This window comes from Leifsonia sp. L25 (genome assembly GCF_050632895.1).
Window position 1 is genome coordinate 354394 of record NZ_JBODRZ010000002.1, and the last position, 18355, is coordinate 372748.

The window sequence follows — 18355 nt, forward strand, 5'->3', positions numbered from 1 at the left end:
CGGCTCAGTACCAGTTCATGGCCTGGGAGTGGCTCCACGCGTTGCACGGGGTGCCGTACGAGCCCTTGATGTACGAGAGGCCCCACTTGATCTGGGTGGTCGCGTTGGTCGCCCAGTCGCTGCCGAACGTCGCCATCTTGCTGCCGGGCAGCGCCTGCGGGATACCGGTCGCGCCGCTGCTGCCGTTGGAGGCCTGGTAGTTCCAGCCGGACTCCTTGGACCAGAGGCTGTCGAGGCACTGGAACTGGTCGGCGCCCCAGCCGTAGGAGCTGGCCATGATGGACTGCGCGGCGGTACGCGCACCGTTCGGCGTATTCGCGTTCGCCTGGGTGGCTGCGGCAGCGGCGGCTGCTGCTGCGGCGGCTGCGGCGGCCTTCTGGTCGGCGGCCACACCGGCGGCGGCGAGGGCCGTGGTGGCGGCGTCGGTGGTGTCGATCTGCGCGCGCAGCTTCGAGTCGTCGAGCTTCTTGAAGTCGCCGAGCCCGGCGATCGCGGTCTTCGCGGCGGTCGCGTCCGCCTTGGCGGCGTTCGCCTGGACGGTGGACTCCGCCTTGGTGAGGCTCTGCTGGGCGATGCCCTCGAGGCGGTCGCGCCAGAGCTTGTCGTAGACGCCGAGCTGGTCGTGGTGGATCCCGGTGGACTGGGACAGTTCGCGGGTTGCGCGTTCACTCTCCTGCTGCTGCGCGACCATCGGGGCGACGATGCTGGCCGACATGATGATCGCGGCGGCGCCGGTGAGGACGCGGCCGAACGAGAGGTTGGAGGAGCGGACGACGTGGCTGAGAGTGCTGAGCATAGGGTTCCTGGATCGGGCTTCCCCGCCCAGCCGCGCGGCATCCCGGAGGGAGGCGCGCGGCTGAGAGCGCTCCCGGGGGAGAGCGCTCGGACGGGCTGGCAACCGCGCCGGCACGCACGGAAGCGCCACTGGACCAGTGGTCCCGAGGCGCGGCGTTCGGCGCGGGTGTGCCGCACCGGGTTTTCGGGGGTGACGTCCGGGGTTCGGGGGTTGGACGCCGGGGCGCAGCACGGACGGCGTTCACTGCCGTCGATCGACCACGCTAGGCGCCTACTCTGGACGACTCGGGCACAAACGCTGGCAAAGTCGTGTGCGTGCCCCCTCGCGGCTCCGTCCCGAGGGGCTCCCGGAGCCGGAACCTGACAGTGCGGTGTGCGTCGGTCGGCCGGTCAGCCGCCGAACGCGGCGTGGTCGCGCTCGTCCGCTTCCTCGGCCTCCGTCTCGGCTGCCGCCATGCGATTGTCGGTGACCCAGATCATCCCGATCAGCATTGCGAGAGCGACGACGCCCATGCTGAGGAACACCGCGGGAATCCCGAAGAACTGGGCGATCACGCCTGCTGCTGCGGCCCCGAGCGGCATCGTCCCCCACGCGAGCAGGCGATACGCGGAGTTCAGCCGACCGAGCAGCCGCTGCGGCGTCACACGCTGCCGGAGCGACACCGTGATGACGTTCCAGATCGAGACGGTGACACCGCCGAGGAGGAACCCGGCGCCGATGATGTACGGGTTCGTGGTGAACGCCGGTGTGGCGACAGTCAGCAGCGAGCCGAGGACCGTGAGGGTGAGCGCTCGCGCCCGGCCCAAGAGCCGTTCGGCGGGCTCGGCGAGGAATGTCCCCAGGACGCTGCCGAGCGCCGAGGCGGTGAGCAGCAGCCCGTAGCCCGGGTCGGTGAGGTTCATCGCGGAGGCGGGGCCGACCGCGTACAGCACGAATACGTGAACACGGCGCTGCTGGCGAAGTTGAATCCGCCCACCATGACCGCGAGCGTGCGCAGCAGTGTGCTGCGGCGCAGGAACCGCAGCCCTTCCGCGATGTCGGCGCGCATGGTGGTGGTGCGTGGATGGTCGGTGGTGAAGCGTCCGCGGACGAGCAGCAGGATCGCGATCGCTGCGACCCAGAGCAGCACGGGCGTCCCGAAGGCGAGCCCGATCCCGGCTGCGACCAGCAAGCCGCCGAGCGGAGGGCCGATGAACTGGTTGGTGGTGAGCTCGGCCGCGTAGAGGCGGCCGTTGGCCCGGGACAACGCGGGCTTGCTCACGAGCTGCGGGAGGATCGACTGCGACGACGTGTCATAGACGGTCTCGGCCACGCCGACGCAGATCGCTTCGGCGTAGAGCATCCAGATCGACCCGGCGCCCGCGACGGCCGCGATCGTGAGGAAGCCGAAGAACGCCGCCCGCGCGATGTTGGCCACGAGCATCAGCCGGCGCCGGTCGAACCGGTCGGCGAGCGCGCCCGCAAGGAGCGCGAACACCAGCCACGGCAGGGTGAACGCGAACGTGAGGCCGGCGATGAGCGCGGGGGAGTCGGTGTAGCGGATGGCCACCAGCGGCAGCGCGACTTTCATCACGCCGTCGGCGAGGTTGGAGAGGGCCGACGACGTCCAGAGCGTCCAGTAGCGCGAGCCGAGCGGCGCGGAGGCCGCGCGTTCCGATGTCACGTGGTCCAGCCTGGCATGAGGATTGAGAAACCTCAATCGACATGAAGAAACTCAATTGGGCGGGTATCCTCGGGGTATGTCCGCCCCGACACCCTCCGACTCGTCGTCCCCCGCCCAGACGCCTGAGGAGGCCGCGCGCGGCGTGCCCGGCCCGTCCGCCGACCCGGATGCCAAGCGGCGCCCGGCCACCGTCGCGGAGGTCAAGGCGTTGTCGCATCCGCTGCGGGTGCGCATTCTGCGCCTGTGCGGCGACCATGAATTGACCAACAAGCAGCTCGCCGACCGGCTGGGGGAGGACGCCGGCACGGTCTACTACCACGTCCGCCAGCTCGTGGGCGCGGGCTTCCTGGAGCCGGCGCCGGTACGATCGGGAGAGAGCGGGGCGCTGGAGAAGCCGTACCGCTCGACCGGGCGGAGCTGGTGGCTGTCGATGGCGCTGGAGGAGCAGGACTCCAGCCGGACCGTGGCTCCGATGGAGGCTTTCCAGCAGGAGCTCGCGGAGGCGGGCCCGGCCTCCATCGCGACGTTCGCGAGGTTCTCGTTGCACTTGTCGCCGGAGGATGTCGCGGAGCTGGACCGCCGCATCGTGGCGGTCATCGACTCGTATGTCGAGACGGACCACGAGCGCAGCCACCTGCCAGCGCACGGCGGCATCTTCGTACTCCACCGAAGCGCGGAATGAAGAAAGGCACGCTGCCGAAACAGCGTGCCTTTCGTGTTGGGGTGAGTAACGGGGCTTGAACCCGCGACCTCCTGGACCACAACCAGGCGCTCTACCAGCTGAGCTATACCCACCATGTTCCGCGAGCGGTCCGGGTCATCTGCGATGGCCGTTCCGCGCGAGGCAACTCATCGATTCTAATACATCCGGGCGGCCCATTTTTCCACCACGCCCGCGGCCGCTTCCTGGGTCTGCTCGGTGGTGGGTCCCGGCTCGCCCACGAAGGCCGCAGCGCGGTAGTAGTCGAGTTCGCGGATGGATTCGAGGATGTCGGCGAGCGCGCGGTGGCCGCCGTTCTTCTCGGGGGCGTTGAAGTAGATGCGCGGGTACCAGCGGCGTGCCAGTTCCTTGATGGAGGAGACGTCGACGTTGCGGTAGTGGAGGTGGTTGTCGAGGCGCGGCATGTACTTGGCGAGGAACATCCGGTCGGTGCCGATGGTGTTGCCCGCGAGCGGCGCGGTGCGGGCCGTCGGCGCGTACTTGAGGACGTACTCCAGCACCTCGTACTCGGCTTCGGCGAGGCTTTTGCCGTCCGGGATCTCCTCGATGAGGCCGGAGGTGGTGTGCATCTCGCGTACGAAGTCGTTCATGTTGGCGAGCGCGGAGGCGTCGGGCTTGATCACGATGTTGAGCCCCGGGTCGAGCACGTTCAGCTCGAAGTCGGTGATGACCACGGCGATCTCGACGAGCTCGTCGACCTCGAGGTCGAGTCCGGTCATTTCGCAGTCGATCCAGACCAGTCGATCACTTGAGGCAGCCATGCCCGCAAGTCTAGTGCGGGCCTCCGACCATCCGCGGCTGTCCGGGGACGAGGGCCTGGCTGCGCACGGGCAGCGCCTCCGGGAGCTTGGGGCTGAGCCCGTCGCCGGAGGAGATCCCGCGCAGGCGCCGGGCCGCCCACGGGATCGCGTGCACCCGCAGCCAGGTGCGCAGCGGGAGGTCGTCCGGAGGGGTGGGGGCCTCCGCCGCGGTTCCGGCGCGCGCGGCGGTCCCCTCGGCGGGAGCGGTCTCCGCGTAGGGTACGCCGAGCGCGTGGGCGGCGTGCGACGCGAGCAGCCGGTGCCCGCGCGAGCTGAGGTGGACGCGGTCGGCGCCCCACATGGCCGGGTCGCGGAACTCGCGCACGCCCCAGACGTCCAGCACGACGGCGTGGTGGTCGCGCGCGATGCTCCAGATGTTCGCGTTGAAGACCGCGGCGCGCCCGCGGAACGGCTTGAGGAAGAACGCGAACTGCGGGTCGAAGAGGTTCGCCAGCAGCACCGTCGTCCCGCGCTCCCGCAGCATCCGCACCCCGTCGGAGAGCCGCTCGGCGAGCGCGTCCGGGTCGGCGGTGGGATTCATCAGGTCGTTGGCGCCGACCAGCACCGACACCAGGTCGGGCTGCAGCGCGAGCGCGCCGGGCACCTGTTCGCCGACCACGTCCGCGATCCGCCGGCCGCGCACGGCGAGGTTGGCGAACTCCACGGTCGCGCCGGAGAGCCGCGCGTCGCCGTCGAGGATGCCGGCGAGGCGGTCGGCCCAGCCGAGCCAGGCGCCGGGCCGTGCGGGCGCGGGATCGCAGAGCCCCTCGGTGATCGAGTCCCCGAGGGCCACGTAACGTGTGTAGGCGGTCCTGCTCACGCCCCGATTGTCGGTCGCCGCGGTGACGCGCGGGTGACGCGCCGGGCGCTGTCGCGGGATGGTCGCCGGGAATTCGCCGGACGTACACTGGTCGACGTGGATGCGACACCCGCCGTTGACCGTCCCGTCACCCGGGAGGTCGGCCTCACCCTGTACACGTCCGCCTTCTGCGAGCCGTGCATGCAGACGCGCGCGGTGCTCGCCGAGGCGGTGCGCCTGGTCCCCGGGCTGCGCGTGACCGAGCGCGATGTGGCCCGCGACCCTGCGCGTGCCGAGTCGGACGGCATCCGATCGACACCGACCGTGATCGTGCTCGGCGGGGACGGCGCCGAGGTCTTCCGGGCGGAGGGCGTGCCGACGCTGAACCAGGTGCTGGTGGCGGCGGCGCGGGCCCTCTGACCACGTCGCGAGCGCAGATCGCGAATTCACATTCGGCACGAATGTGGCGAATGGCGACGCCAAAGGCGACATTCGGTCCGAATCGCGACTTGGTGAGCGTGTGGTGCCCCCGGCAGGAATCGAACCTGCGACCAAGAGATTAGAAGGCTCCTGCTCTATCCGCTGAGCTACGGGGGCGCGGCCTCCACGATACCGTAGCCGCCCCGCCCTACAGCCTCGCCCCGGCCTTCCCCGCCCGGTTCACGATCGCGATCACCGGCCGCCGCCCGCGCAGCCCGAACCGCAGCCGCAGGCTGGCGTTCCGCGCGATCATCAAAGCGACGACGACCGCGGCCGCCGCCGGCACCAGTCCCGAGATGGCCATCGCGATGTGCGGCCCGACGGCCTCCACCACCCAGCCCATCAGCGGGCCGCCGATCGCCTGGCCGCCGAGCAGCACCAGGATGTACAGCGAGATGACGCGGCCGCGGATCTGGACGTTCGACGACATCTGCACCAGCGAGTTCGCCGCCGTGATGAAGAGCAGGTTCCCGACGCCGATCCCGACCAGCAGCACGCTGAAGGCGATCTGGTCCGGCGCCAGTCCCGCGAGCGCCTGGACGATCCCGAGGGCCGCGGCCGTGCCCACCACCATCGACAGACGCACCGACGTGCGGCGCGTGGAGGCCAGTGCACCGGCGAGCGCGCCCGCGGCGACGAGCGCGTTGAACATCCCGTAGCCCCGTGCCCCCACGTCGTACACGTTGTTGGCGTAGGCGGCCAGGAACACCGGCATGTTGAACGCGAAGACCGCCAGCACCGCGACCATCACCACGGTCCAGAAGATGACCGGCTTGCGGCGCACGTATCGCATCCCCTCGGCGAGCTGGCCCTTGCCGCGCGGCGCCGCCGGGGAGTGGTGCAGTTCGCTCGTGCGGAGGCTGAGCAGCGCACCGACCACGGCGAGGCACGCGGCCGAGTTGATGACGAAGGACCAGCCTCCACCCACCGCGGTGATCAGGATGCCGCCGAGCGCCGGACCGATGAGGCCGCCGAGCTGGAAGATCGAGGAGTTGAGGCTGATCGCGTTGCGGAGGTACTTCGGGCCCACGAGTTCGTTGACGAAGACCTGGCGTGCGGGGTTGTCCACGACGGTGACGAGCCCGAGCACGAACGAGATCGCGTAGACGTGCCAGACCTGAACGGCGTGGGTGAGGGTCAGCGTCGCGAGCAGCGCGGCGAGCGCGGCCGCCGCCGACTGCGTGCAGACCAGCAGTCGCTGCTTGGAGTACCGGTCGGCGATCACACCGCCCCACAGCCCGAACAGCAGCATCGGCGTGAACTGCATGAACACGGTGACGCCGACTGCGGCGACGCTGCCGGAGAGCTGCAGCACCAGCCAGTCCATCGCGATGCGCTGCATCCAGACGGCGGTGTTGGCGACGAGGTTGCCGGCGGCGAAGCGGCGGTAGTTGGTCACGCGCAGCGAGATGAAGGTCTCGCGCCATGGCGGACGTGCGCTGAGCACGGGCATCGGGCCGGTGGGAGGGGCTGCTGCTGTGGAGTTCGCCACGAGTCGTTCCTGCGTTCCTGGTTCCGTATGGTCTGTTCTTGTCCTCCTTCAACCGTACGTAATCGGCGGTATTCTTTGAGCGAATTGAAGCTATAACTCCCATTGGCTTTCCGAATAACTGCCGCGAACGGAGCATCCGATGTTCGACCCCGTCCTCCTGCGCACGTTCCTCGCGGTGGTCGACACGCGCTCCTTCACCCGCGCGGCCCAGCGGCTCGGCATCAGCCAGCCGACCGTCAGCCAGCACGTCCGGAGGCTGGAGCAGGCCGCCAAGCGCCAGCTCGTCTCGCGCGACACCAGGGAGGTCCGGCTGACCGACAACGGCGACGCGATGGCCGAGTTCGCCCGCGCGATCCTCGCCGCGCACGCCGAGGCGGAGAGCTACTTCAGCGGGTCGGCGATGCGCGGGCGACTCCGGTTCGGCGCGGCCGACGACCTCGCGATCACGACCCTCCCGCGCATCCTCCGGCATTTCCGGCAGCAGAACCCGCAGGTCAACCTCGAGCTCACCGTCGACCAGTCCGGTCCGCTGCACCGCCGGCTGCAGGCCGGCCACCTCGACCTCATCTTCATCAAGCAGAACCCCGGCACCACCGACGGGACGGTGGTCGCGACGGACGAGCTGGTCTGGATCGGCCAGGAGAAGACGGCGCTGGAGCCCGATCAGCCGGTGCCGCTGATCGCCTACCAAGGGCCGAGCCTCAGCAGGCAGATCACGATCGAGGCGCTGGAGGCCGTGGGTCGCACCTGGCGGATCACTTGCAACACCCGCGAGGTCAACGGTGTCCTCGCCGCCGTCCGCGCGGGCCTCGGGGTCGCGGTGTTCCCGCGGTCCCTCATCCCCACCGACCTCATCAAGGTCACCAACCGGTTCGGCCTCCCGGAACTCGGGCATGTGGACTTCACGCTGCTGTCGAACCCGTCGGCGGCGCGCGAGCCGGTGGAGGCGCTCACCACCGCCATCCTCGCCCGGGCGGTCACCCGGGTGCCGTGATCCCGCCTCAGCCCACAACCGGGATGCGGTCCGGGTCGGGAGGCCGCACGCCGCCGTCGGCCGAGCGCTGCCGGAGCAGCAGAGCCACGACCGGGAAGATCAGCACCGACAGCATCCCGGCGCCGACCAGGGCCGTCGCGGTCCCGGAGGTCAGGTCGTGGTCCTTCACGCCGATGTTCGTCACGGCGACGATGATCGGCAGCCCGGTCGCGCTGAACAGCGTGAGTGACGCCCGGTCGGCGACCGTCGAGCCGCGCGGGGCGGCGAGCGAGCCGGGGAGGCCGCGCACGATCAGCAGCAGCACGAGGAAGATCGGCAGCAGGAGCAGGGCGTGCGGGTCGCCGAGGAGCCCGCGCAGGTCGAAGGTGATCCCCGTCTCGATGAAGAAGACCGGGACGAGGACGCCGAACGCCACGGCCTCCAGCTTCGTCTCGATGAGCTTCGCGTCCTCCTCGGCCGCCCCGGAGAGCAGCACGCGGACGACGACGCCCGCGGCGAACGCGCCGAGCAGCATGTCCAGCCCGAGCGCGAGGCTCAGCCCGACCAGCGCGGCGACGGCCAGCACGACGACGCGGACGGCGAACTGCCCGCTGGTGTGCAGGGTGGCGCGCACGAGCGCGTGGAACCGCTCGTGGCCTCCCCGCGCCGCGAACCACACTGCGCCGGCCGCGACGACGGCGAACGCGATCAGCACCAGGGCGGCGGCGAGCGGCCTCCGTCCGGACAGGAACAGCGAGATGGCCAGCAGCGGCCCGAACTCGCCGACGGCGCCGACAGCCGTGACGGCGAGGCCGAACGGGGTGCGCAGCTCGCCGGCGTCGCGCAGCATCGGCGTGAGCGTCCCGAGCGCGGTCGAGCACAGCGCGATCCCGACATAGACGCCGGCGATCGCGGTCGGGGCGAGCAGCACTCCGAGCAGCACCCCGGCCACCAGCGAGACGACCCAGCCGAGGGAGGCCCGGCGCAACGGCCGGCCGCGGATGGCGTGGAAGTCGATCTCGTTCCCTGCCATGAAGAACAGGAAGGCGAGGCCGAACTGACCGACCGCGTGCAGCGCGTCCGACGCCGGAACCCAGCCCAGCACACTCGGTCCGGCCAGGATTCCGAGCACGATCTCGAACACCACGAGCGGGATCTTCGCCACCCTCCCCACCGCCGAGGCGACCAGGGCGGCGACGACGGCCAGCAGCGGCACGAGCACGATCGTTCCGACGAGCGGGTTCATGCGGCCGATGCTAGAGCGAGCGCCTGGCGCGCGGGGAGTTCACACGGACGAAATCCGCGCCCAGTATCGTGGCAGCATGCGTGAACTCCAGGCCAGGATCATCGATGAGCTGAACGTGACGCCGAGCGTCGACGCCGCGGAGGAGGTCGCCGAGCGCGTCGACTTCCTCGTGCGCTACCTGAGGGCGACCGGCGCGTCCGGGTTCGTGCTCGGCATCAGTGGCGGCCAGGACTCCTCCTCGCCGGCCGGCTCTGCCAGCTCGCGGTCGAGCGCCTCGCCGTGGAGGGGGTCGAGGCCGAGTTCATCGCGGTGCGCCTGCCGTACGGCGTCCAGCACGACGAGGAGGACGCGCAGCTCGCGCTGTCGTTCATCCGGCCGCAGCGCACCATCGAGTTCAACATCAAGCGCGGCGTGGACGGGGTGGACGCCGAGTTCGGCGACGCCGTCGGCGAGGCGATGACCGACTTCAACAAGGGCAACGTGAAGGCGCGCGTGCGGATGGTGGCGCAGTACGCCATCGCCGGCCAGCACCGACTGCTCGTGGTCGGCACCGACCACGCGGCCGAGGCCGTGACCGGTTTCTTCACCAAGTACGGCGACGGGGGCGCCGACGTGCTCCCGCTCAGCGGCCTCACCAAGCGGCAGGGCCGCGCGCTGCTGGAGCACCTGCAGGCGCCCGCACGTCTCTACGAGAAGCCGCCGACCGCCGACCTCCTCGACCTCGACCCGGGCCAGACCGACGAGGCCAACCTGGGCATCCGGTACAGCGACATCGACGACTTCCTCGAGGGCCGCGACGTCGCGGAGGAGATCGCGTCGGCGATCGAGACGCGCTACCTGGCGACCGAGCACAAGCGCCGGGTGCCGGCGAGCATGTTCGACGATTGGTGGACGACGCGCGGCGACTACAGCCGCTGAGCTCCCGCCTCCTCAGCACGCAGAAGGGGCGCCGACCGGATGGTCGGCGCCCCTTCTGTCGTGGTGAGGCTCGGTGCGCGGGGTCAGCCGACAGGCTGACCGAAGCGCGGGTCGGGGGTGGTGTCGTTCTCGTCGCCGGACGCGGCGAACGCGGACACCGGGAGCGGGGTCTCGTCGTTGGCGCCGCCCGTGGTGGGGTAGTTGGCGGACGTGAAAGCGGAGTCGCTGTGCGCCGCGGGGGCAGCCGAGTGGGGAGCGGTCGCCGCCGGAGCGCCGGCCGCGGGGGTGTAGGTCGCGGCCGGGACCGTCTCCTCCGTCGCGGCGTCCGGCGCCGTGTACTGCTGGTGGTGCTGCTGCGCCACCCAGGCGTCCTGCTGGGCCACCAGCGAGGTGCTCGGGTCCGCGCTCTCGAAGCGCCAGCGCTCGAGGTCGCCCTGGAAGATGCGGCGCGCGCGGCTCGGCTTGTTCTGCCACTCGATCAGCCGGTCGCGGAACTCCGCGACGGCCGGGTCGAGCTGGTAGCCGAAGGTCGCGGACGCGCGCTTCATCTCGGCGAGCTGGTGCCCCGCCCAGTTGGCGGCGATGCCGGAGCCCTTGATCGGCAGGAGCCGCACGAGGATGTCGGCCTGGCCGACGGCGCGGTCGGAGAGCACCTGCTCGGCCGGAGTCAGCGAGTTCCAGACGGACGCCTCGGTCGCCGCGTCGACGAGCGCGGCGATCGCGCTGGCCTTCTGCTGACGATCGGTGCGCGACAGGAGTCCACGGAGGGCGCCGCGCGCGATCCACGCGGCGAGAAGACCGGAGACGATGACGGCGATCGCGAGGACCGCCGCGTTGAAGACCGCGGGCCGCGCGGCCGATGAGTTGAGCCAATCGACGAAGTCATTCCACCACTGCATGCGGTGATGCTAGCGGGGCGGACCGTTCCGGCCGGGCAGCGGCGGCGCTGTGTCGCGCATCCCGTTGCGAAGCTCGCGGAGGGTCGCTGCCGTAGCAGAATGGGGGTCGGACCGATCGAAGGGATGGACCGATGCAGACTTTCGTCCTCGCCGGCGGGTGCTTCTGGTGCCTCGACGCCGTCTACCGCGTGCTCCGCGGCGTGCAGGACGTGGTGTCCGGCTATACCGGAGGCACCGCCGTGGACCCGAGCTACGAGGAGGTGTGCACCGGTGCGACCGGGCACGCCGAGGCGGTCGCAGTGACGTTCGACCCGGAGGTCGTCCCGGCGGAGGTGATCCTGGACGTCTTCTTCACGCTGCACGACCCGCGGCAGCTCAACCGGCAGGGCGCCGATGTCGGCTCCCAGTACCGGTCGGCGATGTTCTTCGACGGCGAGGAGCAGCGCACGCTGTTCGAGGCCGCGCGCGAACGGGCGTCCGAGTACTGGGAGGGCGGAATCGTGACCACGATCGAGCCGCTCGGGACGTTCTACCGCGCGGAGGACTACCACCAGGACTTCTTCGCCAAGAACCCGGGTCAGGGTTACTGCCTGGCAGTCGCGCTGCCCAAGGTGAACAAGATCCGGGCGTCCTACGCGCAATACGTGACCGCCTGACGCGTGCCGCGTTGTCCTCCACAGGCTGACCGTTTCGCGTGTTCTCCACGGATCTCCGTTTTCGCGGCGGTGCAGCTTCCGGTTCGGCCATCGTTGACCCACGGCCTCACGGGAGGTCGCGGAAACGGGGGAGGACATGGCGGAGACGGTGACGGTACGAGGCACCGTGGCGACGAGACCGCGGCACGTCGAACCGGAGGCGGGCGCGGCGATCACGAGCTTTCGGCTCGTGACGAACGACCGGAGGCGCGAACGGCGCTCGGGGGTGAGCGATGCGGGGGTTCAGTCCAACTGGTTCACGGTCACCGCGTTCGACGAGCTCGCGGTGAGCGCGGCGGCGTGCATCGCGTGCGGCGACCCGCTTGTGGTGGCCGGGAGGCTGTGCGTGCGCGATTGGGAGGGTGAACAGCTCGGCGTGACGGTCGAGATCGAGGCGGAGGCGATCGGGCACGATCTGAGCTGGGGCCGCAGCGAATTCACGCGCCGCATGGCCGCTCTCGACCTGCCGGGCGGGGGCGACGGCGAGTCGGAGCCGCCTTCGGGGTTGCCGGAGACGCCCGGAAGTCGGAGGAATCCCCGAGGCGCCGGGCCCTAGGGTGTACAGCATGAGAGCGCCCGCCCGACCTGCCGCCGTCCTGCTCGCGGGTGCGGCGGTCGCGTCGGCGCTGCTCCTGAGCGGGTGCGCCGGGGCTCGTCCTTCGGCGACGACCGATCCCGCGCCGCGCACGACAGCCTCGGACTCGGCGACGCCGACGCCCACGCCGACCGCGAGCGCGGCGCCGGCGCTCATCCCCGGCGGCACGGCGGAGCAGAACCTGCCGTACTTCGACAAGGTCAACAAGGGGACGATCGCTGCCAAGCCCGCCGCGCAGGGGCGCGACTTCATCGACGCGCTCGTCGCCGCCGGGTTCGCCAAGTCGGACATGGAGCTGACGCCGGACACGACCACGATCGGTCTGAAAGCACCGTCGATCCAGTTCTCGGTCCAATTCGGAGCGAGTTGTGTGATCGGCCAGTACGGGGCGGACTCCGGCGGCTACACCAGCCTCACGAGCCCCACCCTCGCGACCGGAGGCTGTCTGATCGGCCAGACCCGGCCGATCGACTGGTAGTTCCCGGTATCCTCGTACAGGGCTTCGAGCCCGGCGAGTCCGAGACAGGGAGTACAGGAACAGAGTGGCCGAATACATTTACTCGATGGTCAGGGCCCGCAAGGCCGTCGGTGACAAGGTGATCCTCGACGATGTGACCATGGCGTTCCTGCCGGGCGCCAAGATCGGCGTCGTCGGACCGAACGGCGCAGGTAAGTCGACCATCCTGAAGATCATGGCCGGCCTCGACACCCCGTCCAACGGCGACGCCAAGCTGTCGCCCGGGTACACGGTCGGCATCCTCATGCAGGAGCCGAAGCTGGACGAGAGCAAGACCGTCCTCGAGAACGTCCAGGAGGGCGTCGGCGAGATCAAGGACAAAGTCGACCGGTTCAACGAGATCTCCGGGCTGCTGGCCGACCCGGACGCCGACTTCGACACGCTGCTCGCCGAGATGGGCACCCTCCAGGAGCAGATCGACGCCGCCGACGCGTGGGACCTCGACTCGCAGCTCGAGCAGGCGATGGACGCCCTGCGCTGCCCGCCGGGGGACTGGCCGGTCAACACGCTCTCCGGTGGTGAGAAGCGCCGCGTGGCGCTCTGCAAGCTCCTGCTGCAGAAGCCCGACCTCCTGCTCCTCGACGAGCCGACCAACCACCTCGACGCCGAGAGCGTGCTCTGGCTCGAGCAGCACCTCGCCAAGTACCACGGCGCCGTGCTCGCCGTCACCCACGACCGGTACTTCCTCGACCACGTGGCCGAGTGGATCGCCGAGGTCGACCGCGGTCACCTCTACCCCTACGAGGGCAACTACTCGACCTATCTCGAGAAGAAGCGCGACCGGCTCGAGGTGCAGGGCAAGAAGGACGCCAAGCTGGCGAAGCGGCTCTCGGACGAGCTCGACTGGGTCCGCAGCAACGCCAAGGGCCGTCAGGCCAAGTCCAAGGCGCGTCTGGCGCGTTACGAGGAGATGGCGGCCGAGGCGGAGCGGACCAGGAAGCTCGACTTCGAGGAGATCCAGATCCCGCCGGGGCCGCGCCTCGGCCAGATCGTCATCGACGCCAAGAACCTCGAGAAGGGCTTCGGCGACCGCGTCCTGATCGACGGCCTCAGCTTCACGCTGCCGCGCAACGGCATCGTCGGCGTCATCGGCCCGAACGGCGTCGGCAAGACGACGCTGTTCAAGACGATCGTCGGGTTGGAGCCACTCGACGGCGGCGACCTGAAGGTCGGCGAGACCGTGCAGATCTCCTACGTCGATCAGACCCGTGGCGGCATCGACCCGAACAAGAACGTCTGGGAGGTCGTGTCCGACGGGCTCGACTACATCCAGGTCGGCAAGACCGAGGTGCCGTCGCGCGCCTACGTCTCCACCTTCGGATTCAAGGGACCGGACCAGCAGAAGAAGTCGGGCGTCCTCTCCGGCGGTGAGCGCAACCGGCTCAACCTGGCACTGACGCTCAAGCAGGGCGGCAACCTCCTGCTGCTCGACGAGCCGACCAACGACCTGGACGTCGAGACGCTCTCCAGCCTGGAGAACGCCCTGCTCGAGTTCCCCGGCTGCGCGGTGGTCATCACCCACGACCGGTGGTTCCTCGACCGCATCGCGACGCACATCCTCGCCTACGAGGGCACTGAGGAGAACCCGTCCGACTGGTACTGGTTCGAGGGCAACTTCGAGGCGTACGAGGAGAACAAGGTCCAGCGCCTCGGCGCCGACGCCGCGAAGCCGCACCGGTCCGCGTACCGCAAGCTCACGCGCGACTGACGCCGTCATGCGTCTGCACGTTCCGATCAAGCTCCGCTGGAGCGACCTCGACGCTTACGGCCACGTGAACAACGCCGCGATGCTGCGCCTCCTGGAGGAGGCGCGCATCGAGGCGTTCTGGTCGAGCGACGAGCACGCCGTCGGCGGCTCGACGGCGGTGCTCGACGGCCGGCCCGGCGCCGACACGCTCACGCTGATCGCGCGGCAGGAGATCGAGTACCTCGCCCCCATCCCGTACCTGCGGCAGCCGCTGGACGTGCAGCTCTGGCTCGGCAGGCTCGGCGGCGCGAGCCTGGAGGTCAACTACGAGGTGTGGTCGCCGGACGGCGCAGACCCGCGCACGCTGTTCTCACGCGCTGCGACCACGATCGTGCTGGTCGACGCCGCCACCGAGCGCCCGCGCCGGATCAACGACCACGAGCGCGATGCCTGGACGCCCTATCTCGACGATCCCGTCCAGTTCACCAAACGCTGAGCACGTCGCCGCCGCCGATGCCCACGCCAGGTCGACGTAAACGCCCCTAAGACGCTGGTTCAGGGGCATTGGCGTGCCCCTCGGCGGTGAGGCGTCACTGGGTGACGGTGACCTTGTCGCCGGAGACGCTCGCCGTCAGCTTCGTCAGCGGCGTGCTCGCGGGACCGTTGATGACGTCCCCGGTCGTGCCGTCGAACACCGAGCCGTGGCACGGGCAGTCGAACTCGCTGCCCTGCGGGGCGACGGTGCAGCCCGCGTGCGTGCACACCGCGCTGAACGCGACCACCGTGCCGGCCGACGGCTGCGAGACGACGATCGGCGTCGAACCGAGCTGCGCGGAGACGGCGCCGCCGACCGGGATCGAAGAGAGAGCGACGGTGGCCGTGCCGCCGTTCCCGTTCCCCGATCCGTCGCCTGACGCACCCGAGCCCTGCGGCGTGCAGCCCGCCAGCAGCAGCGCCCCCGCGCCTGCTGCGGACACGCCGCCGATCTGGACGAGAGTGCGGCGCGTCAGCGGCGCGGTTTCGGTCATCGTGGATCCTCCCGGTCGGCAGTGCTTTCTCCTAGGTTAGGCACGGGAGGCTGTCGGCTTTCGTTTCATCCATGGAGTTCTGAACTTTTCCCACACCGTCTCCGTGGTTAGTGCAGGAGGTGACCATGCCGGATGAGGACGCGCGCCTGCTGCGGGAGCTGCACGACCAGCACGCGCAGGCGGTCTGGCGTTACGTCGTCCATCTCACCGGCGACCGAGCGATGGCCGACGATGTGGTGCAGGAGACCCTGCTGCGCGCCTGGCGCAAGCCCGCTGTGCTGGATCAGACGCAGCAGTCCGCCCGCGCCTGGCTGTTCACAGTCGCCCGCAATATCGTCATCGACGACAAGCGCAGCGCGCACGCGCAGCACGAGTTCGGCACCGACACCCTCCCGGAGCGCCCGTCGTCGCCGGACGACGGCGCCGACGCCGTCCTCGACGCCTGGCTCGTCTCGGACGCGCTCGCCGAGCTCTCGGACGAGCATCGGGCGGTGATCGTCCATGCGTACTACGGCGGCAGATCCATCGCGGAGATCGCCCGGGAGCTGGAGATTCCGGAGGGCACGGTCAAGTCGCGGCTGCACTACGGACTAAGGGCCATGCGGCTCGCGCTGCAGGAGAGAGGGGTGACGGAGCGATGAACCACGACGAGTTCGCCACCTGGGACGCCGCGTACGTCCTCGGCGCGCTCGCTCCTGCCGAGCGCAAGGAGTTCGAGGAGCATCTGCGCGAGTGCGGGCGCTGCTCGGCCGCGGTCGCCGAGCTCGCGGGTATGCCGGGTCTGCTCGGCCGGGTGCCCCGGGAGCAGGCGTTCGCACTGCTCGACGAGGAGGCGCCGCAGGACGCCGGGCTCGGCGCCGAGGTGCTCCCGTCGCTGCTGGACGCCGCCCGGCGGCGCAGGAGGCGGTCGCGCTGGCTGGTGGGCGGTCTCGCCGCTGCGGCGGCGGCCGTGCTCGTGGGGGCCATCGCGATCGCCGTCCCTGCGTTGGAGCCCGGCGCCCCCGCGGGCACGAGCGTCGCGATGGAGCAGGTCGAGCCGAGCGCACTGTCCGCCGACCTCCACCTCACCTCGGAGCCGTGGGGTACGCGGATCGACTCGCGCTGCGCGTATGCCAAGGTCGGCGGCGACGGCGGTCGCACCTGGACGTATGCGATGGTCGTCACAGACCGGTCCGGTCACCAGACCCAGATCTCGACCTGGAAGGCCGCGGAGGGAACCGTGGTCGAGCCGGCGGCGACCACGAGCGTGCCGCTGTCGGACATCGCGGCGATCGACATCCGCGCTGCGGGCAACGGCACCGTGCTGCTGCGCACCACGTTCGGCTGAGCCGGCACGTCGGCGTCAGTCGCGCAGCTTCGCCGCGTCCGGCACCCGGAGGGTGGCCTCCTGGGCGACGCTGGCGACCAGGCGTCCGTCGCGGCCGAAGATCCGGCCCAGCGCCAGTCCGCGGCCTCCGTTCGCGCTCGGCGACTCCTGCGTGTACAGCAGCCACTCGTCCACCCGGGCCGGCCGGTGCCACCACATCGCGTGGTCGAGACTGGCGGCCTTGAGGCCGGGGGTCGCCCAGGCCACGCCGTGACGGCGCATGACCGACTCCATGATCGTGTAGTCGCTGGCGTAGGCGAGCGCTGCACGGTGAAGCGCCGGGTCGTCCGGGAGGTCGCCGATCGAGCGGAACCAGACCGCCTGGTGGGCGACGTGTGCGCCCTCGACCGACAGGTAGATGGGCGACGGAACGTGCCGCATGTCGAAGGGACGCTGGCTCGCCCAGTACTGCGCGACCGGGTGCTCGACCTCCTCCAGCGTCGCCGCCGAGCTCGGCAGCGACTCGGGGTCGGGCACACCGGCAGGCATGTCCACCTGGTGCTCGAGGCCCTCGTCGTCGTCCTGGAACGAGGCGATCATCGACAGGATCGGCAGTCCGTTCTGGTACGCCTGGGTGCGGCGGGTGGAGAACGACCGCCCGTCGTGGATGCGGTCGACAGAGAAGGTGATCGGGTAGTTGACGTCTCCGGGTCGCAGGAAGTAGCCGTGCATCGAGTGGATGCTGCGGTCGTCGGCGACCGTGCGCGTCGCCGCGACGATGGACTGCGCGAGCACCTGGCCGCCGAACACGCGGCCCAGCGGCATCCACTGGGACGGCCCGGTGAAGATGTCCTCGCTGGTGCGAGCACCGGTGTCGGTGAGGTCGAGTGCGGTGAGCAGCGATTCCAGGGGCTCTGTCACAGTGTCTCCGTCCGGGGTCTCTAGTAGCTTAGAGGGCAGATGAGCCAGTCGTTTTCCCTCCAGGACACCCTCGCCGCCGCCGACCTGCAGACGTACCTGTCGCGCGCCGCCCGCGTCGAGGAAGGGTCGGTGCGCCTGATCGCAGGATCGGGCGTGCTCGCCGTGTACACCGCCATCCTCTATCCGAGGGGGCTGCTCGACCAGACGCCGACCGTGCTCGGCCTGCGCACGTTCCTGACCGGGAACGATGCGGAGTTCGACGTGGTCGTGCCGATCCGCTCGCTGCTCGACCGGCTCGCGCGCGTGCGCGAGGCGGCGGAGAGTGCGGCGGCCGCCTCCGAGACCGGCGCGGTCGAGGAGGAGGGCCGCGACGGCGACGAGTCCGGCGCGGTGGACGGCGCCGTCGAGAGCGCCCCGTTGGAGGTCCGGCTGCCGATGGAGGCGCCGTCCGTCACCTGGGCGGGCATCTCGCCGCCCCGCGGCGGCTGGCGACCGGTCGGCGAGACCAGCTACGAGCTCCTGCAGGCCACGGCGGCCGCCGGCATCGCCGAGGTGGCGGAGGCGGTGCCGACGGGGACGGGGAGCAGCTCGTCCAGCGCGTGCGCGCCGAGGTGTGGGGCCGTCCGATCGACGAACTGGAGTACGTCCCTGCCGGTGCGGCGTTCGCGGCCGAGAGCCTCGGATTCCTTGCCGCGGGGGAGCCGGTCGCCATCCTGGAGACCGGGCCCTGGACGCGGCTGACCACCCGGCGTGGGCACACGCTCATCCGCCGGCAGTCGTGGAGTCTGCGCGGCTGAGGAGGCCCTGCGCGGCTGAGGA

20 protein-coding genes, 2 tRNA genes and 2 pseudogenes are annotated in these 18355 nt (G+C 70.4%); 12 read left to right on the forward strand and 12 right to left on the reverse strand.

Translation table 11 applies throughout. The annotated features are described in order from the left end of the window. Positions 1 to 4 precede the first annotated feature (4 nt). From ACRAWC_RS02575 to ACRAWC_RS02585, 3 genes are all read right to left on the reverse strand, one after another. Positions 5 to 796, reverse strand: a complete 792-nt coding sequence (locus ACRAWC_RS02575; RefSeq protein ID WP_431346347.1) for a hypothetical protein — start codon at positions 794 to 796, stop codon at positions 5 to 7. 389 nt (positions 797 to 1185) lie between these two features. Beyond that, on the reverse strand, positions 1186 to 1728 hold the full coding sequence (locus ACRAWC_RS02580; RefSeq protein WP_431346348.1) for an MFS transporter: 543 nt from the start codon (positions 1726 to 1728) through the stop codon (positions 1186 to 1188). Then, a complete protein-coding gene (locus ACRAWC_RS02585) occupies positions 1695 to 2459 on the reverse strand; it encodes an MFS transporter (RefSeq protein ID WP_431346349.1) in 765 nt (254 codons plus the stop codon). Before ACRAWC_RS02585 ends, ACRAWC_RS02580 begins: the two co-directional genes overlap by 34 nt. A 76-nt stretch (positions 2460 to 2535) precedes the next feature. Here ACRAWC_RS02585 and ACRAWC_RS02590 point away from each other — a divergent pair, with 76 nt between their 5' ends. Then, complete coding sequence (locus tag ACRAWC_RS02590) at positions 2536 to 3141, forward strand: ArsR/SmtB family transcription factor (RefSeq protein WP_431346350.1); 606 nt, start codon at positions 2536 to 2538, stop codon at positions 3139 to 3141. A gap of 37 nt (positions 3142 to 3178) precedes the next feature. Here ACRAWC_RS02590 and ACRAWC_RS02595 read toward each other — a convergent pair. The 3 genes from ACRAWC_RS02595 to ACRAWC_RS02605 all read right to left on the reverse strand — a co-directional run bounded on the left by ACRAWC_RS02595 (position 3179) and on the right by ACRAWC_RS02605 (position 4800). Then, positions 3179 to 3254, reverse strand: a tRNA-His gene (locus ACRAWC_RS02595). A gap of 63 nt (positions 3255 to 3317) precedes the next feature. Beyond that, positions 3318 to 3941: an oligoribonuclease gene (orn, locus tag ACRAWC_RS02600; RefSeq protein ID WP_431346351.1), complete on the reverse strand. Its 624-nt coding sequence runs from the start codon at positions 3939 to 3941 to the stop codon at positions 3318 to 3320. 10 nt (positions 3942 to 3951) lie between these two features. After that, positions 3952 to 4800 (reverse strand): SGNH/GDSL hydrolase family protein, encoded by an 849-nt coding sequence (locus tag ACRAWC_RS02605; protein WP_431346352.1) that lies wholly within the window; start codon positions 4798 to 4800, stop codon positions 3952 to 3954. Positions 4801 to 4896: 96 nt separating this feature from the next. Here ACRAWC_RS02605 and ACRAWC_RS02610 point away from each other — a divergent pair, with 96 nt between their 5' ends. After that, complete coding sequence (locus ACRAWC_RS02610) at positions 4897 to 5199, forward strand: glutaredoxin family protein (RefSeq protein WP_431346353.1); 303 nt, start codon at positions 4897 to 4899, stop codon at positions 5197 to 5199. A gap of 101 nt (positions 5200 to 5300) precedes the next feature. On the opposite strand, the gene ACRAWC_RS02615 is transcribed toward ACRAWC_RS02610, so the two are convergent. Next, positions 5301 to 5376: transfer RNA gene (locus tag ACRAWC_RS02615), tRNA-Arg, on the reverse strand. A 31-nt stretch (positions 5377 to 5407) separates the two neighbouring features. Next, positions 5408 to 6712, reverse strand: coding sequence for an MFS transporter (locus ACRAWC_RS02620; protein ID WP_431346571.1), 1305 nt, complete (start codon positions 6710 to 6712; stop codon positions 5408 to 5410). Positions 6713 to 6890: 178 nt separating this feature from the next. On the opposite strand from ACRAWC_RS02620, the gene ACRAWC_RS02625 reads away from it, so the two are divergent. Then, the gene (locus ACRAWC_RS02625; protein WP_431346354.1) at positions 6891 to 7745 is read left to right on the forward strand and encodes a LysR family transcriptional regulator; all 855 of its coding nucleotides are present in this window, start codon (positions 6891 to 6893) and stop codon (positions 7743 to 7745) included. A gap of 7 nt (positions 7746 to 7752) precedes the next feature. Here ACRAWC_RS02625 and ACRAWC_RS02630 read toward each other — a convergent pair whose 3' ends face one another. Then, positions 7753 to 8970 carry a cation:proton antiporter gene (locus ACRAWC_RS02630; protein WP_431346355.1) on the reverse strand — a complete coding sequence of 406 codons (1218 nt, stop codon included), beginning with the start codon at positions 8968 to 8970 and terminating at the stop codon, positions 7753 to 7755. 76 nt (positions 8971 to 9046) lie between these two features. On the opposite strand from ACRAWC_RS02630, the pseudogene nadE reads away from it, so the two are divergent. After that, a pseudogene (gene nadE, locus ACRAWC_RS02635) lies at positions 9047 to 9888 on the forward strand (ammonia-dependent NAD(+) synthetase). Between the two features lie 83 nt (positions 9889 to 9971). Here nadE and ACRAWC_RS02640 read toward each other — a convergent pair. Then, the gene (locus tag ACRAWC_RS02640) at positions 9972 to 10787 is read right to left on the reverse strand and encodes a hypothetical protein (RefSeq protein ID WP_431346356.1); all 816 of its coding nucleotides are present in this window, start codon (positions 10785 to 10787) and stop codon (positions 9972 to 9974) included. Positions 10788 to 10918: 131 nt separating this feature from the next. Here ACRAWC_RS02640 and msrA point away from each other — a divergent pair, with 131 nt between their 5' ends. The 5 genes from msrA to ACRAWC_RS02665 all read left to right on the forward strand — a co-directional run bounded on the left by msrA (position 10919) and on the right by ACRAWC_RS02665 (position 14777). Further along, the gene (msrA, locus tag ACRAWC_RS02645) at positions 10919 to 11443 is read left to right on the forward strand and encodes a peptide-methionine (S)-S-oxide reductase MsrA (protein ID WP_431346357.1); all 525 of its coding nucleotides are present in this window, start codon (positions 10919 to 10921) and stop codon (positions 11441 to 11443) included. Between the two features lie 136 nt (positions 11444 to 11579). Beyond that, positions 11580 to 12038 (forward strand): single-stranded DNA-binding protein, encoded by a 459-nt coding sequence (locus ACRAWC_RS02650; protein ID WP_431346358.1) that lies wholly within the window; start codon positions 11580 to 11582, stop codon positions 12036 to 12038. Between the two features lie 10 nt (positions 12039 to 12048). Further along, a complete protein-coding gene (locus tag ACRAWC_RS02655; RefSeq protein ID WP_431346359.1) occupies positions 12049 to 12555 on the forward strand; it encodes a DUF6993 domain-containing protein in 507 nt (168 codons plus the stop codon). A 64-nt stretch (positions 12556 to 12619) separates the two neighbouring features. Further along, a complete protein-coding gene (gene ettA / locus ACRAWC_RS02660; protein WP_431346360.1) occupies positions 12620 to 14302 on the forward strand; it encodes an energy-dependent translational throttle protein EttA in 1683 nt (560 codons plus the stop codon). 7 nt (positions 14303 to 14309) lie between these two features. Continuing rightward, positions 14310 to 14777, forward strand: coding sequence for an acyl-CoA thioesterase (locus ACRAWC_RS02665; RefSeq protein ID WP_431346361.1), 468 nt, complete (start codon positions 14310 to 14312; stop codon positions 14775 to 14777). Between the two features lie 94 nt (positions 14778 to 14871). Here ACRAWC_RS02665 and ACRAWC_RS02670 read toward each other — a convergent pair whose 3' ends face one another. Then, on the reverse strand, positions 14872 to 15309 hold the full coding sequence (locus tag ACRAWC_RS02670; protein ID WP_431346362.1) for a ubiquinol-cytochrome c reductase iron-sulfur subunit: 438 nt from the start codon (positions 15307 to 15309) through the stop codon (positions 14872 to 14874). A 125-nt stretch (positions 15310 to 15434) separates the two neighbouring features. Here ACRAWC_RS02670 and ACRAWC_RS02675 point away from each other — a divergent pair, with 125 nt between their 5' ends. Next, positions 15435 to 15950, forward strand: a complete 516-nt coding sequence (locus ACRAWC_RS02675; protein WP_431346363.1) for a sigma-70 family RNA polymerase sigma factor — start codon at positions 15435 to 15437, stop codon at positions 15948 to 15950. Continuing rightward, positions 15947 to 16636: an anti-sigma factor family protein gene (locus ACRAWC_RS02680; RefSeq protein ID WP_431346364.1), complete on the forward strand. Its 690-nt coding sequence runs from the start codon at positions 15947 to 15949 to the stop codon at positions 16634 to 16636. Before ACRAWC_RS02675 ends, ACRAWC_RS02680 begins: the two co-directional genes overlap by 4 nt. 15 nt (positions 16637 to 16651) lie before the next feature. On the opposite strand, the gene ACRAWC_RS02685 is transcribed toward ACRAWC_RS02680, so the two are convergent. After that, positions 16652 to 17536 carry an acyl-CoA thioesterase gene (locus tag ACRAWC_RS02685; protein ID WP_431346365.1) on the reverse strand — a complete coding sequence of 295 codons (885 nt, stop codon included), beginning with the start codon at positions 17534 to 17536 and terminating at the stop codon, positions 16652 to 16654. Between the two features lie 39 nt (positions 17537 to 17575). Here ACRAWC_RS02685 and ACRAWC_RS02690 point away from each other — a divergent pair. Then, a pseudogene (locus ACRAWC_RS02690) lies at positions 17576 to 18333 on the forward strand (hypothetical protein). Positions 18334 to 18355: the final 22 nt, after the last annotated feature.